General features: G+C 70.6%; 14 protein-coding genes and 1 riboswitch. Of the genes, 3 read left to right on the forward strand and 11 right to left on the reverse strand.

Annotated elements, in window-relative coordinates:
* Positions 1-25 precede the first annotated feature (25 nt).
* Positions 26-730: a hypothetical protein gene (locus ABZ470_RS07520; RefSeq protein WP_352008750.1), complete on the forward strand. Its 705-nt coding sequence runs from the start codon at positions 26-28 to the stop codon at positions 728-730.
* Here ABZ470_RS07520 and ABZ470_RS07525 read toward each other — a convergent pair.
* The 9 genes from ABZ470_RS07525 to ABZ470_RS07565 all read right to left on the reverse strand — a co-directional run bounded on the left by ABZ470_RS07525 (position 670) and on the right by ABZ470_RS07565 (position 10,774).
* Positions 670-1,350: a response regulator transcription factor gene (locus ABZ470_RS07525; RefSeq protein WP_352008749.1), complete on the reverse strand. Its 681-nt coding sequence runs from the start codon at positions 1,348-1,350 to the stop codon at positions 670-672. The genes ABZ470_RS07520 and ABZ470_RS07525 overlap by 61 nt on opposite strands.
* On the reverse strand, positions 1,334-2,539 hold the full coding sequence (locus ABZ470_RS07530) for a sensor histidine kinase (RefSeq protein ID WP_362910630.1): 1,206 nt from the start codon (positions 2,537-2,539) through the stop codon (positions 1,334-1,336). The genes ABZ470_RS07525 and ABZ470_RS07530 overlap by 17 nt, the downstream gene beginning before the upstream one ends.
* A 79-nt stretch (positions 2,540-2,618) precedes the next feature.
* Complete coding sequence (locus ABZ470_RS07535) at positions 2,619-4,211, reverse strand: serine/threonine-protein kinase (protein ID WP_362910632.1); 1,593 nt, start codon at positions 4,209-4,211, stop codon at positions 2,619-2,621.
* Positions 4,211-5,818: a zinc ribbon domain-containing protein gene (locus ABZ470_RS07540; RefSeq protein ID WP_362910634.1), complete on the reverse strand. Its 1,608-nt coding sequence runs from the start codon at positions 5,816-5,818 to the stop codon at positions 4,211-4,213. The genes ABZ470_RS07535 and ABZ470_RS07540 overlap by 1 nt, the downstream gene beginning before the upstream one ends.
* Positions 5,819-5,977: 159 nt before the next feature.
* The gene (locus ABZ470_RS07545) at positions 5,978-6,661 is read right to left on the reverse strand and encodes an adenosylcobinamide amidohydrolase (RefSeq protein ID WP_362910636.1); all 684 of its coding nucleotides are present in this window, start codon (positions 6,659-6,661) and stop codon (positions 5,978-5,980) included.
* Complete coding sequence (locus ABZ470_RS07550; protein ID WP_362775120.1) at positions 6,658-7,431, reverse strand: ABC transporter ATP-binding protein; 774 nt, start codon at positions 7,429-7,431, stop codon at positions 6,658-6,660. Before ABZ470_RS07550 ends, ABZ470_RS07545 begins: the two co-directional genes overlap by 4 nt.
* Positions 7,428-8,423, reverse strand: coding sequence for an iron ABC transporter permease (locus tag ABZ470_RS07555; protein ID WP_352009447.1), 996 nt, complete (start codon positions 8,421-8,423; stop codon positions 7,428-7,430). Before ABZ470_RS07555 ends, ABZ470_RS07550 begins: the two co-directional genes overlap by 4 nt.
* Before the next feature lie 120 nt (positions 8,424-8,543).
* On the reverse strand, positions 8,544-9,509 hold the full coding sequence (locus tag ABZ470_RS07560) for an ABC transporter substrate-binding protein (protein WP_362910638.1): 966 nt from the start codon (positions 9,507-9,509) through the stop codon (positions 8,544-8,546).
* 120 nt (positions 9,510-9,629) lie between these two features.
* A riboswitch (cobalamin riboswitch) is annotated at positions 9,630-9,683 on the reverse strand.
* A gap of 227 nt (positions 9,684-9,910) precedes the next feature.
* On the reverse strand, positions 9,911-10,774 hold the full coding sequence (locus tag ABZ470_RS07565; RefSeq protein WP_352008742.1) for a Gfo/Idh/MocA family oxidoreductase: 864 nt from the start codon (positions 10,772-10,774) through the stop codon (positions 9,911-9,913).
* A 96-nt stretch (positions 10,775-10,870) separates the two neighbouring features.
* On the opposite strand from ABZ470_RS07565, the gene ABZ470_RS07570 reads away from it, so the two are divergent.
* A complete protein-coding gene (locus ABZ470_RS07570; RefSeq protein ID WP_362910640.1) occupies positions 10,871-11,452 on the forward strand; it encodes a histidine phosphatase family protein in 582 nt (193 codons plus the stop codon).
* A 367-nt stretch (positions 11,453-11,819) separates the two neighbouring features.
* Here ABZ470_RS07570 and ABZ470_RS07575 read toward each other — a convergent pair whose 3' ends face one another.
* Together ABZ470_RS07575 and ABZ470_RS07580 are read right to left on the reverse strand one after the other, a co-directional pair.
* On the reverse strand, positions 11,820-12,056 hold the full coding sequence (locus ABZ470_RS07575; RefSeq protein WP_184715044.1) for a DUF397 domain-containing protein: 237 nt from the start codon (positions 12,054-12,056) through the stop codon (positions 11,820-11,822).
* Positions 12,057-12,878, reverse strand: coding sequence for a helix-turn-helix transcriptional regulator (locus ABZ470_RS07580; protein ID WP_352009446.1), 822 nt, complete (start codon positions 12,876-12,878; stop codon positions 12,057-12,059). It lies immediately after the preceding gene.
* A 221-nt stretch (positions 12,879-13,099) separates the two neighbouring features.
* Between ABZ470_RS07580 and ABZ470_RS07585 the strand changes: the two genes are divergently transcribed.
* Positions 13,100-13,618, forward strand: coding sequence for an ATP-binding protein (locus ABZ470_RS07585; protein ID WP_352008740.1), 519 nt, complete (start codon positions 13,100-13,102; stop codon positions 13,616-13,618).
* Positions 13,619-13,824 lie beyond the last annotated feature (206 nt).

Genomic DNA, 13,824 nt, shown 5'->3' on the forward strand with positions numbered 1-13,824 from the left:
AGCAAGGCACAGCAAGGAATTCCCGATGTTCAAGGACTCAGCCGACTTCAGGCGTATCGCGTCCGGCACACTGCTGATCGTCGCACCCCTCCTGCAGACGATCGCCGTCATCATCGACCCCGGCACCTGGGGCGACGACCGGGAGGCCGTCAGCTACGGCGACAACCCGGCCCTGGCCCAGGCCCAGTCGGCTCTGTACCACTGGTCCTACCTGCTCATGGCCCTGGCCGCCATCGCCCTGCTGCATGTGATGCGCCGCAGGGCCGTGGTCTTCGGCCACATCGTGGGCCCACTCACCGCGCTCGGCTACATCAACCTGTCGGGCATGCTCATGATCGATCCGGTGGAGTGGTGGCTGGGGCAGCGCAACACCCCCGAGCAGGCCGCCAAGATCCTCGACGAGATGCTGAACCTGCCCGGCGTCGTCTTCGGCTTCCAGATGCCCTGGCTCTTCTTCGCCATCTTCGGCATGCCGGTCCTGCTCGCCGGCGTGTGGCGGGCCGGGTTCGCACACTGGTGGGTGCCGCTCGTCGTCGCGATCGGTTACGGCACCTCCCTGGTCGTTCCGTACGGCCCCGCCTCGGTCGCGCTGTGGGGCGCCAGCGCGGTCGCGATCGGCTCGCTCGGCGTCAAGATGCTCAGGATGAGCCGCACGGAGTGGGTCTCCCACTACCCCACGGACGCGCCCGGCCGTACCACGCCCGACTCGTACGCGAACACCACGGCCTGAGCCCGATCCCGCAGATGAAGCTTCATGAGCACCCGCGCGACGTGCGTCTTGACCGTGGCCTCACCGACGAAGAGCTCCCCGGCGATCTCGGCGTTGGTCATGCCTCTGGCCAGGAAGCGCAGCACCTCAAGTTCGCGCGGGGTCAGCTCGGCCAGCTGCGGCGGGGGCGCCGGGTCGTGGCGGCCCGCGAAGGAGGCGATGACCCGGGTGGTGACCGCCGGATCGAGCAGCGCGTCACCGCCGACGACGACCCGGATGGCCTCGACGAGCTGCTCGGGGGGCGAGACCTTCAGCAGGAACCCGCTGGTCCCGGCGCGCAGCGCGGCGTAGAGGTTCTCGTCGGTGTCGAAGGTGGTCAGCATCACCACCTTCGGCGGGGCGGGCTGGCCGAGGAGCTGCCTGGCCGCGGTGAGGCCGTCCATGCGCGGCATGGAGATGTCCATCAGCACGATGTCAGGCCGGGTACGGCGGGCGACGGAGACGGCTTCGAGCCCGTCCGCCGCCTCCCCGACGACCTCCATGCCCGCCTCGCTCTCCACGACGAGCTTCAGCCCGGCGCGGACCATGGCCTGGTCGTCGGCGATCACGACACGAATGCTCGTCTCAGTTGATCCGTTCATCGGCGAACACCTCCTGGTGGGAGATAGGCAGGGATGCGTGGACACGGAAACCGCCCTCCGGGCGGGGGCCCGCTTCGAAGCGGCCGCCGAAGAGCGCGGCGCGCTCGCGCATGCCGACGAGGCCGTTGCCCGTCGACAGCTCGGACGGGGCTCCGCCGCCGCCGTCCAGGACCTCAAGTTCGATGTGGTCACCGTGGTAGGTGATGGTGATCGTGATCTCGGACTCGCCGCCGTGCTTGACCGCGTTGGTCAGGGCCTCCTGCGCGATGCGGTAGGCCGACAGGTCGAGGCCGGGGGGCAGCCGTACCGGATCGCCGACCACGTCGAGGCTGATCCGCAGCCCGGAGGAGGCCAGCGAGGTGACCGTGCCGGCCAGCAGGTCGAGTCCCGGCTGCGGGATGGCCTCGTCGAGCGGCATGCGCAGCGCGCCGAGCATGACGCGCAGTTCGTCCACCGCCTCCCGGCCCATCCGCTCGATACCGAGCAGCATGTCCTCGTGCGGGCTTCCCATCCGGCGCATCACCCCGGCCTGCATGACCATCATGCTGACGCTGTGGGCGACCACGTCGTGCAGCTCGCGGGCGATGCGGGTGCGTTCCTGGGCGACGGCCTCGGCGGCCTGGCGTTCCCTGTCACGTTCCAGTTGTACGGCGTGGGCGGCCAGGCGGTGCGCCCTGGTGGCGTAGGCGCGCACGGCCAGGCCGGTGAGGTAGGCGGCGCCGAAGATGACGGTGAGGAAGATGACCTCGTCGAAGGGCAGCAGGCGGTGGTCGACGGCACCGGAGTCGAAGACCAGGATGCCGGTCACGGCCCAGGCCAGGCCCGGCTTGACGGGCAGCTCGGCGGCGACCGTGTGGAAGACGATCAGCAGGGAGGCCAGCTGCCAGGTCTGGCAGCCTTCGTAGCCCTGCCGGTGCCAGGCGTACTGGGCGAGGATCATCAGGATGAAGACCGCGACCGGCGCCTTGCGCCGGAACCACACCAGTACCCCGGTGACGAGCGCCTGACCGATCCACCACAGTTCGGGGGTCTCCGCCGCGCCGTGGTCGGCGGCGACGGTGAAGGCCTCCAGCGTGCCGAGTGCGATGACGGCCAGGCCGATCAGCAGATCAGCCCTGGGCACCGTGCGGAGGTGCCGGGCGAGGAAAGCGGCGCCGGAGCGTCGCAGGAGGGGAGAGGGAACCGCCATGCGGGGAGACTAATCCCTTCCGCCCTCCGTGCATACAGGACAAAACGCCCAGGCAAGTGGCTTACAAGTGGGCCACAAGTCAGGAGGTCCCGAAGGACACGCTCCGCACGAACCGATTGGCCAGCGAGCTGTCACAGGTGCCCGGCGCGCAGAAGTAAATCATGAGGGCGGGTTTGCCCGGTCGTTCCACGGCCCATCCGGTGAAGTCCAGTCTGCCACCGCGCTGCGGGTCGGTGATCGAGCCTTCGAGCCGTACGGCCGGCTTGCCGCCCACCAGCACCTGGACGACCTCGGAGGAGACGTTGACCGTGCCCGGCAGCGAGGACTGCAGGGTCTCCTGGAGCTGCTGGGCCCTGCTCCGCGGGTCGAGGGTGTCGAGGGTCTGCGCGTAGATCCCGGTCGCCTCCGCCGGGGAGGCCTTGATGATCTCGTTGACCGCCGCCCAGTCGGCGGTGACCGGCGTGCCGAACAGCGCGTCGAACTCCCCGGCCTTCGGGGAGGCGACCACGAACACGTCGGCGTGCTCGCGGGGGGACCAGCTCGGCGGATGCTCGAAGGCGACCGGCACCGCGGACGATCCCGCGTACGGCGTCCACTCGCCACCGCCCCTCAGGACCGTGGCGAGCACCGCGACCAGCGCGACGACGGCCGCCACGGCGACGCCCGCGCCGACGACGATCCCCCGCCCCTTCCCGCGTTTGCGCGGGGAGGCCTTCCGCGAGGCTTCCGGCGCGGGCCTCCTCGTGGGTGCCTCCGGCTCGGCCTGGGAGGTCCGGGAGGCCTGAAGGTCCTGGGGGGCCGCCTCCGCGAGCCGGTAGGACTGGCCGCTGATCGCGTCCCGCAGCTCGGTGACGAACTGCGTGCAGGTGTCGTAGCGCTGCTCGGGTGACTTGGCCAGCGCCCGCGCCATGACGCCGTCCACCTCCATCGGCAGCTCGGGCCGCAGCGAGCTGAGCGGGGTCGGCGTCTCGGCCAGGTGCGCCCACAGCAGCGCGATCTCGTTGTCCCGCCGGAACGGCAGCCGCCCGGCCAGCGCCTCGTAGACCACGCACGCCAGGCCGTACTGGTCGCAGCGTCCGTCGACGCGCTCCTTGTTGATCTGCTCGGGGGACATGTAGCGGGGCGTGCCGATGAACTGGTCGGTCTGGGTCAGCCCGGAGAGCGAGGTGAGGTGCTTGGTGATGCCGAAGTCGGTGAGGTAGGCGTGGTCGCCCTCGGTGTGGCCCGCGATCAGGATGTTGGCCGGTTTGACGTCGCGGTGGATGAGGTCGTGCGCGTGCGCGGTGTCCAGCGCCGCCGCCACCTGGGCGAAGATCCTGTTGGCCTGGCCGACCGGCATCAGCCCCCGGTCGTAGAACAGGCGCCGCAGGTCGGGGCCGTCCACGTAGCGCATCGCGATGTAGAGCGTGCCGTCCTCGGCCGCGTCGGCCTCGTAGACCGGGATGATGTTGGGGTGGTCGATGCTCGCGACCGTCCGCGACTCCAGCACGAAGCGCTGGCGGAAGCGCTCGTCCTCGCCCAGCAGCGGGTTGAGGACCTTCAGCGCCACCTTGCGGTTCAGCCGGGAGTCGATGGCGAGGTAGACCACCGCCATGCCGCCCTTGCCGATCAGGTCCTCGACACGGTATCCGGCCACCTCCTGGCCGATCAGGGCTCTGTCGTTCTGGGCCATCACGCCTCCGTGGGGTGGCCGCAGTAGCCACAGAAGCGGTGCGCGGGCCCCAGCCGCATCCCGCAGGCGGTGCAGTACTTCTGTTTGACGGTGACGGCGTCCGGCCTGGTCTCGGTCTCCCTGGTGCCGGGCCCGCCGCCCGGGTCCCGCGCGACCAGCACGGGAGTGCCCGGCGCGGTGGTCGTCCTGGGCAGCGCGGGGAAGGAACGGCCGACCACGACGGTGGCGTCGGCCGTCTCGTCCGGCGCCCCGCGCCTGTCCGCCTGTGCCCCGGGGCGAGGCTCAGGGCGGGGTACCGGCCGAGGTCCGGGAGACGGTGGCGTGTTCCGTACCGGGTCCTCCTCGGCCTCCTCCTCTTCGTTCCCCCTCCGGCGCCACAGCAGGAAGGCCCCGGCCAGCACGGCCAGCACCAGCACGCCTCCCGCGACGAGGAAGGGCCACAGGGGAGGTCCGGCGGCGCTGTCACCGGCGGCGGCCGCGGCCCGTCTGGCCCCCTCGTCCTCGGCGGTCCCGCGTTTCTGCTGGGACGTCTTCAGGTGCGCCGCCGCCAGGACGTGCCCCGGGTAGAGGTCGAGGACACGCTGGAAGGCGGGGACCGCGTCACCGTAGTAGTGGGTGTGGAAGCGGGTCAGCGCCTGCTCGAAGGCCGCGTCGATCGGCCCTCTCCTGGGAATGACCCTGGCCTCGGCCAGGGCCTTGGTGACCTCCCGGACCCCGATCATGCGGCCGTCCTCGCCTCCTCCGACGAGCAGGCCGACGACCTCCCCCTTCTTGTCCTCGATCACCGGGCCGCCGCGCAGGCCCCGGTCGACGAGCGCCCCCAGTTTGCGTGGCTCGTCCACCTTGTTCTCCGGGTCCCGGAACCCTCTGCCGCCCTCGCCCGCGCCTCCGGCGCTCAGGTGGGCGATGTCCACGGTCTCCGGCAGGCCCGCCGCGGGCCGTCCGGTGAATCCGGCGACCGCGACCGGCCAGGAGTCCTTGTCCGGCACCTGGGCCGCCAACGGCGCCGTCGGCAGGCCCGCGCTGGCGTCCGCGCGTCCGACCGGCACGAGCACGGCGGGACTGTCCGGCTTGTCCCCCACACGGGTGATCTCGGCCTTGAAGCCCTCGTCGTCCGGCCGGGAGATGTTGGGGAAGACACGGATCTCGGTGGTGACGTCGACGATGCAGGTGGCCGTCGGCAGCTTCGGCGGGTAGCACTCCTGCAGGTGGTGGTTGAGCAGTTTGTCCTTCAGGGTGTGCCGCTTGAAGTCGTCAGGGATCTTGACCTTGTGGTGCTCGGCGAAGATCTTGTTGGCGGCGTGGACCGCCACGTCCTTGTCCGTCCTGACCACCCTGGTGAGGGTGACGACGGCGCCCTCGGGGTTGACCACGGTGCCGGTGCCCTCACCGATCGGCACGTCGTAGGAGCGTTCGACGTGGACCAGTTCGCCGATGTGGTCGAGCAGGGTGATGTCGACACGCGCCTTGGCCTCGACCCTGACGACCGCCGGGGTCACCAGGTCGGTGATGCCACTCGGATGTTCGTGCGCGAACGCGGGGACCGTCGCGGCGGCCACGGGGACGACGACGCCGAGGAGCGCGAGAGCCAAGACGAATCGCCGCATAGCCACTCCATAGGGGGGATTAGGACAAGCGTGGCAACCGTAGTGCAGAAGTCAATAGAACATCACCCGGATAAGTATTCAGTAGACAAACAATCACCGTTCGACCAGGACACATCCCGCCAGACCCCCGAAAACAACGCCTAGATCAACTACCAATCCCTACATTTCGGACAGTCCTGAAGATGGTTCCCGAGCCGCCTGGCCGTTCCTGCCCATCCAGTCACGGGCGCCCTGCCGTACGGCGGCGTGCACCGCGCGGGCGACGCGGGCGCCCCAGGTCGAGCGCGGGCCGCCGAACAGCTCGGCCCGCCCCTCTTCCCGTACGGCGACGCAGACCGCGTCCGAGGCGGTGCCCGTACCCGGGAAGCCCTCCTCGGCCAGCGCCTGGGACTTGGCCTCGGTGACCGTCATGACGGTGTTGACCAGGGCGGCGTCGGTCATCGCCACCGGGACGGCGACGACGATGTTGATCGTCCCCGGCAGGTACATCGGCGCCAGCTCGGGGTCGGGGGTTCCCTCGGGGGCCGCCGCCCAGGTCGGCACGCGCAGGCCGACGGTCGCCGCGACCTCGACTCCCCCGTCTGCGGCCGTGGTGAACCGGTCCACGGCCGCCGCGGTCAGCATGCCGACCCCGGGCCCCGGCGGGGCCATCTCCAGCAGGTGCGCCACCGGGTCCATCCGCGAGTAGCCCCCGGCCACCTGGGCGTTGAGCACCCACCCGACCGGCCCGATGCCGCCGCCCAGCATCGCCGAGGAGATCGCCCGCCAGCCGGGGCCGCACTCCCACAGCAGCGAGGCCAGCCTGGCCCCGTCCTCCTCACGACGGCTCAGTCCGAGTCTCACGGGCGCTCCAGGTGGACCTGTGGTCTGCCGCCCGCGTCGGCCACCACACGGACCCGGGCGTCGAAGTGCTCACCGATCAGCTCCTCGGTGAGGACGTGCGCGGGAGTGCCCGCCGCTGCGGCCCCACCGCCGGCGACCAGCGTCATCGTGTCGGCGTACTGCCCGGCGACGCTCAGGTCGTGCAGCGTCGTGACCACGGTCAGGCCGTCGGCCAGCCTGAGCCGGTCGAGGAGTTCGAGGACCTGCTGCTGGTGTCCCAGGTCCAGGGCCGTGGTCGGCTCGTCGAGCAGCAGCACCGACGCCCGCTGGGTCAGCGCCCTGGCGAGCACGACCCGCTGGCGCTCCCCGCCCGACAGGTGGCCGAGCGCGCGGGCGGCCAGCGGGGACAGGTCGAGCCGGTCGAGCACCGAGGCGGTCACCTCCCGGTCCTCCCGGCTCTCCCTGCCCAGGTGCGGGATGTACGGCGTGCGGCCGAGCATCGCGTAGTCGAAGACCGTCATGTCCCCGGGGAGCGCCGGGGTCTGCGGGGCGTAGGCCAGCAGTCGCGCCCGTTCCCTCGGCTTGAGCCCGCGCACCGGCGCGCCGTCCACGAGCACCTCACCCGAGTGGGGAAGCAGCCCGGCCAACGCCCTGAGCAGGGTGGACTTGCCCGCGCCGTTGGCCCCGATGACGGCGAGCCACTCCCCCGCGCCCGCCCGCAGGTCCACACCGGACAGCACGGCCCGCCCGCCGAGGACGACGCCGAGCCCCCTGGCCTCGACGCGGCTCATGTCTCCACCCGCCGGGTGAGGCGGAGCACGGCCACGAAGAACGGCGCCCCCGCGAAGGCGGTGACCACCCCGATGGGCAGCTCGGCCGGGGCGATCACGGTCCTGGCGGCCAGGTCGGCCAGGACCAGGAAGACGGCCCCGCCGACCAGGGACAACGGCAGCACCACCCGGTAGGACCCCCCGGCCAGGCGACGGACCACATGTGGGACGACGATGCCGACGAAGCCGATGAGCCCGCTGACCGCCACGGCGGAGGCGGTGGCCAGCGAGGCGGCCAGCAGCACCACGAGCCTGACCCTGGCGACGTTCACGCCGAGGCTGGCCGCCTCGTCGTCGCCGACCGACAGTACGTCGAGCAGCCTGCCGTACAGCAGCATGACCACGACGGAGACCGCCGCGTACGGCAGGATCAGCCTGACCTGCTCCCAGCCGCCGCCGACGTTGCCGAGGATCCAGCCGTAGACGCGCTGGAGCTCCTCCACGTCGAGCTGCTGGAGGAACGTCTGGACCGCGGTGAGGAAGGAGGTCACGGCGACCCCGGCCAGGACCAGCGTCGCGGTGCCGCCGCCCCTCCCCGCGACGTTGCCCAGCGCGTAGGCGAGCAGGACACCGCCGATCGCCCCGGCGAACGCCGCGCCGGGCACCAGGAGCGTGTCCCCCTCGCCGGTCGTGAACACGATCACCGCCGTCGTCGTCAGGCCCGCCCCGGCGGCGGCCCCCAGCAGGTAGGGGTCGGCCAGCGGATTGCGGAACACGCCCTGGTACCCGGCGCCCGCACAGGCCAGCAGTCCGCCGACGATCGCGGCGAGCAGGACCCTGGGCAGCCTGAGTTCCAGCAGCAACGCCCGCTCGACCGGCGCGAGCCCGGAGTCGGCGGAGACGAACGGCAGCCAGTCGAGCAACTGCAGCGCGGCGCCGCGCGGCGCGATGTCCGCCGCGCCGACCAGCAGGGCGGCGAGCATGCTCGCCAGCAGCAGCAGGCAGGCCGCCAGTGTGACGAACGGGCGCGGTCCCGCGGTCCGGCGGGGAAGCCGCCTGCCCGCCGTCCGGAGAAGGCCGGGGGCCACCTCGGGCGAGGACGAGCCCGTTGAGGGACGGGAGAGATCGGTCACCTAACTGGTCGCGGTCTTCCGGACGGCCTCGCCGACCTGCTTGACGAGGTCGACGACGCGGGGACCCCAGCGGGAGGCGAGGTCGTCGTCGAGGGCGACGACCCGGTCCTTCTTGATCGCCGAGAGCCCGGACCAGCCGGGACGCTTGGCGAGGGTCTCCCGCGACTGGCCACAGCACTTGGTGTCGGCGAGGAAGACGATGTCCGGGTCGGCCTTGACGACGAACTCGGCGGAGAGCTTGGGGTAGCCGCCCGCCGCGTCGGGGGCCTTGTCCGCGATGTTGGTCAGCCCGAACAGCCCGTAGATCTGGCCGATGAAGGTGGTCGAGGTCGCCGAGTACGGCGTGCTGTCCAGTTCGTGGTAGTAGGTCAGTTTCTTGTCCTTGGGAGCTTCGGCGGCGAGGGCCTCGATCTGCTTCCTCATGCCGTCGGCGACCTCCTCGGCCCGGTCCACGTTGCCGGTGGCCAGGCCCAGGTCGGTGATCTGGTCGTAGGCGTCGTCGAGTTTGGCCGCCGCGGGCTCGACCAGCACGGGGACGCCGAGCGCGCCCAGCTTGCCGACGACGCCGTCGATGTCGTTGGCGAGCACGACCAGGTCGGGCTTCTTGGCGACGATCGCCTCGACGTTCGGCTTGAACCCGGACAGGGTGGTCTTCGGCGCCTGCGCGGGGTGGTTCGACTGGTCGTCCACCGCGACGACCTGGGGGCCGGCGCCGACGGCGAAGAGGTTCTCGGTCGCGGTCGGCGACAGCGAGACGATGCGCTCCGGACGCTTCTGGACGACGACCGGGCCGTTGCCCGCCTGGACGGTGACGGGGAAGGCCGCCCCCTGCGGGGACTGCGCCGTCGTCGCGGACGGGTCGGCCGTGCTCCCGGTGTTTCCGGCGCCTTCGGTGTTCCCGGCGCATCCGGACAGGGCAAGCACACCGGACAGCGCGCCGACGAGGGCGATACGTACGGGCCTCACTCGGGGGGATCCTTTCGGTCATCGGAACAGGAGAGACCCGTGAAGGGACGGGGTCACCCTTTCCACGAGGGCAGACAGCGTCGGCACAGCGGAAGGCGACCTGGCTCGATCAGGGAGAACGCTCCCCTGACCATGACAGTTGCGGGACAGCGCCGGGCTCACACCGGACTTCGCTACACGCTGTGCAACAAACCAACGCTATCAATCCCCCCGATCCTCTCCTCCGTCAAGCCCGCCCTCCCAACTTCCGCGAACCCGGTGCCGTGTGTGAGGAGTGCCGGCTTGGGCGCGTCGGTGTCTGGACTGAGGAACGCAGGAGCGAAGCGACGCAGTGACGAGGGAAGACACCGACCCGAAGCGCCCAAGCCCGCGACGCCGCCAGGCGGAGCAAAGAGACACAGTCAAGCCTGGTCCTCCAGCTCCCGTTCGGCCTCGGCGATCACCTCCTGGAGGCGTAGGCCGTGTGCCGCGTCAAGGGGATGGCCGCCGCCGCGGGCGACGGTCTCGGCGAACTCGGAGAGCATGACGGCGAACGAGTCGGAGCCGAGGCGGTTCCCGTCGAGGTGCTCGCTGCCGAGCCTGCCGTACACGTCGACCCTGGAGGGCGGCGTCTCGCCGGGGACGCTCATGCACAGCGACGCCTCGCTGACCGCGCCCGTCTCGTGTTCGAGCAGCAGGCCGACCCAGCCGCGCGGGTTGCCGTGGGCGCGCACGCCGGTGATCCGGCCGAGCGCGGCGTCCAACATGTCGATCATGTGCGGGCCGATGTCGAGGATCGCGCCTCGTTCGAGTCGCCAGGGGGTGGCGAAGTCGCCGCCCAGCATGGAGCCGGAGACACTGACCGCGTTGCCGCCGAAGGGCTCGATGGCCGAGACCCTGGCCAGGAAGGCCCTGGTCGCCGCGGAGTAACGCCAGGTCAGGACCATCTGGGAGGGCACGCCTGCCTCGGCGACCGCCTCGGCGAGCCGTCTGGCCCCGTCGAGGTCGGCGGCGAGTGGCTTCTCCAGCAGCAGCGCCTTGCCCGCCCGCGCGGCGAGCACCCCCAGCTCGGCCTGTACGGCGGGCGGCACGGAGAAGGCGACCGCCTCGCAGTTGTCGAACAGTTCCTCGATCCGCTCGTAGACCGGGACCCCGAACCGGGCCGCGGCCTCGGGGCGCCGCGCCCACACACCGACCAGGCGCGTGTCCGGTCCGGCCGCGAGAACCGGTGCGTGCACCATCTCCGCCCACGGCCCCGCGCCCACCAAACCCACAGATATCGTCACGGCCCCAGCTTCTCACGACCCCTTCCGCCGGTCGCGCGCTCATCAGGGACCCACCCCACCAGAACCAGGAGGCCGTACCGGCATGATGGATCACATATGGACGAGATGATTCTGCTGCGGCACGGTGAGACCGAGTGGAGCAGGGACGGGCGTCACACGGGACGTACCGACCTGCCGCTGACCCCCAGAGGTGAGGAGCAGGCGCGGGCGCTCGCGCCGCTGGTCGGGGGCGGGTCCTTCGGGCTGACCCTGGTCAGCCCCGCGTCGCGGGCCCGCCGTACGGCGGAGCTGGCCGGACTGACGGATTACGAGGTCGACCCGGACCTGTGGGAGTGGGACTACGGCGGCTACGAGGGCATCACGACCGTGGACATCCGGCGCACGCGCCCCGGCTGGTACCTGTGGCGCGACGGGGTCGTCCCCGGGGACGCCGAGCATCCCGGTGAGAGCGCACAGGAGGTCGCGGAGCGCGCCGACCGGGTGATCTCCCGGGCCCGCGCCGCGGACGGCACGGTCGCCGTGGTGGCGCACGGTCACCTGCTGCGGGTGCTGTGCGCCCGCTGGCTGGGACTTCCCGCGCGGGACGGCCGCCTGTTCCGCCTGGACACCGGGACCTACTCCCGGCTGGGCTTCGAACACGGCGAACCGGTGGCGCTCACCTGGAACGCCCCCGTCTGAGAGCCGGGCCGCGGTCCGCGGCCCGTCAACCACATCAGCACTTCCTGGTGGCCCGCGCGGGCCTCCTCGCAGTGCCTCCATCTCCAGTGGCAGGGCTGGTCGCGTACTCCGGTGACCCATGTGCGGTAGGACACCGGAGTGGTCGCACCGTCGCCTGTGGCCTGCGAGGCGACACCATATGTGCGGATCACGACGCGACCGCCTGGTGCGAACAGCACGTCGTCGGCCACGGGATACAGGGTCATCCGGTCGAGCATGGCTTGAGCCCCCATTCGCTGTTGGCTCACACTCTTCCCCGCCGACCCGCTCCCCGGGTTACGTCATCGACACGGCGAGGTTAACCACTCGCCCCGATGTGAAAACGGCGTTACACCGTAAGGCTGTCGAACTCCCCGTCTTTCACCCCGAGCACCAGCGCACGGATCTCGTCGCGGGTGTAAATCAGTGCCGGACCCCCGGGAAAGCGGGAGTTCCGGACCGCGATACTGCCGTCGGGCAGTTCCGCCAGCTCGACGCAGTTGCCCGTCGAGTTGCTGTGACGACTCTTACGCCAACTCGCCCCGGCCAGGTCCGTGGCGGGCATGCCGTTGTAGGTGTGGTTCATTTAGATCTCTCTGAGAAGGTCGCCGAGGATCTCGGCGGTGCCCCCAGGCGTGGTGCTTTCCACGCACAGCTGCTCCATGGCCGTGAGGTATGGATCAATGTCCTCACGTTTGTCCAGGTAGAGGGCACCCCAGAGCTGCTCGACATAAACGACGTCCGACAGGTCGGACTCGGGAAACCGCAAGATGCTGAACGCACCACCCTCGGCCGCGTGCATGCCGAAGCGGAAGGGCATCACCTGGATGGTGATGTTGGTCAGCGCGGCCACCTCCAGCAGGTGCTGGAGCTGTTCGCGCATGATCTCCCGTCCTCCGATAGGGCGCTTCAGGGCCGCCTCGTCGATGACGGCCCACAGGCGGGGGCCGTCCTTCTTCGTCAGGCGCTCCTGACGCTGCATGCGCATATGCACACGACGCTCGATCTCCGCCTCCGGCACGTCCGGGTAGCCCAACCGGATCACGGTGCGCGCGTAGGCCGCCGTCTGCAGCAGGCCGGGAACGAACTGCACCTCGTAGGTGCGGATCACGTTCGCCGCCTCCTCCAGCCCCACGTAGGTGGTGAACCAGTTCGGCAGGAGATCGCCGTACTTGTGCCACCAGCCGGGGGTGTTCGCCTCGCGGACCATCTCCAGCAGGCCGCGCCGTTCTGCGTCGTCGAGCACGCCGTACAGGGTGAGCAGGTCTTCCACGTCTCGTGTCTTGAAACCGACGCGACCCAGTTCCATCCGGCTGATCTTGGACTCCGAGGCCCGGATGTGGAATCCGGCCACCTCACGGGGAAGCCCCTTCTCCTCACGCAGGCGACGCAGGCTTGCGCCGAGCATGATGCGCCGAACGGTGGAACCGGTACCGGGCGGGTCCATGGACACGTGGTTGCTCCTCGCTCGCTTTCCTGATCGACAGTCTGTCACTTCGCGGCCCAAGATTTCCCAGCCGCGGACAAGATCCCCTTTCTGTCCGATTGCCGATTTCATGGGTAACCGTAGCGGTTGCACGCACCTTATGCACGTGCATTCGCTCTTGCACCTGCACGGGAGTTTGCACCATGATGATCGCTGTGCAGTCCGCCCACACCGCGCTCTCCCGGACCTCCTGGACGGCGCTCGACTGGTGGCCCCCCGTCGGCTGGTGGCCCGATACGGCACGCGATCTCCTCTCCGGATCAGCGGCCATGGCGAGCGCCACCTTCGTGCTTCCCCCGCAGGCGGAGTCGGTGCACTCCGCCCGCAGCTTCGCCACGGGGACACTCACCGGCTGGAAGCTCACCGACCTGGTCGAGAACATGGAGCTCATCGTCTCCGAGCTGGCCACCAACGCCTTCAGACACGGCCTGCGCCTGGCCGAGTCACGCGCCAAGGAACCCATCAGGCTCTCGTTGCTACGCCGGGGAGGTCTGGTCACCTGCGCGCTCAACGACCCGGGATCGGGTTTTCCCGCGCTGCGCGATCCGTCACCCCTGGACATCGGCGGGCTCGGACTGCACATCGTCGAGTCGCTGAGCGTGCGCTGGGGCTGGGCTCCCCTGGCCCCCTACGGCAAGATCGTCTGGGCCGTCCTCGGCTGACGCCCCCGTCGTACCCCCGCCAAGACCATCCCGGACGGCGCCGCCTCTTCCCTCATTGGCGCCGGCCGGTCCCGGGCCCGTGACGCACCCCCGCGAGCGGCCCCGGGACCGGCCAAACCCGTGCCGATCCCGGCCTCCCGCCCGTCGCCGATCCACCGCCGATCCACCGCCGGCCCGACGGTGACCTGGCGGTGACCATGTGCTGA

This window comes from Streptosporangium sp. NPDC020072, from assembly GCF_040631445.1.
Taxonomy (GTDB): domain Bacteria; phylum Actinomycetota; class Actinomycetes; order Streptosporangiales; family Streptosporangiaceae; genus Streptosporangium.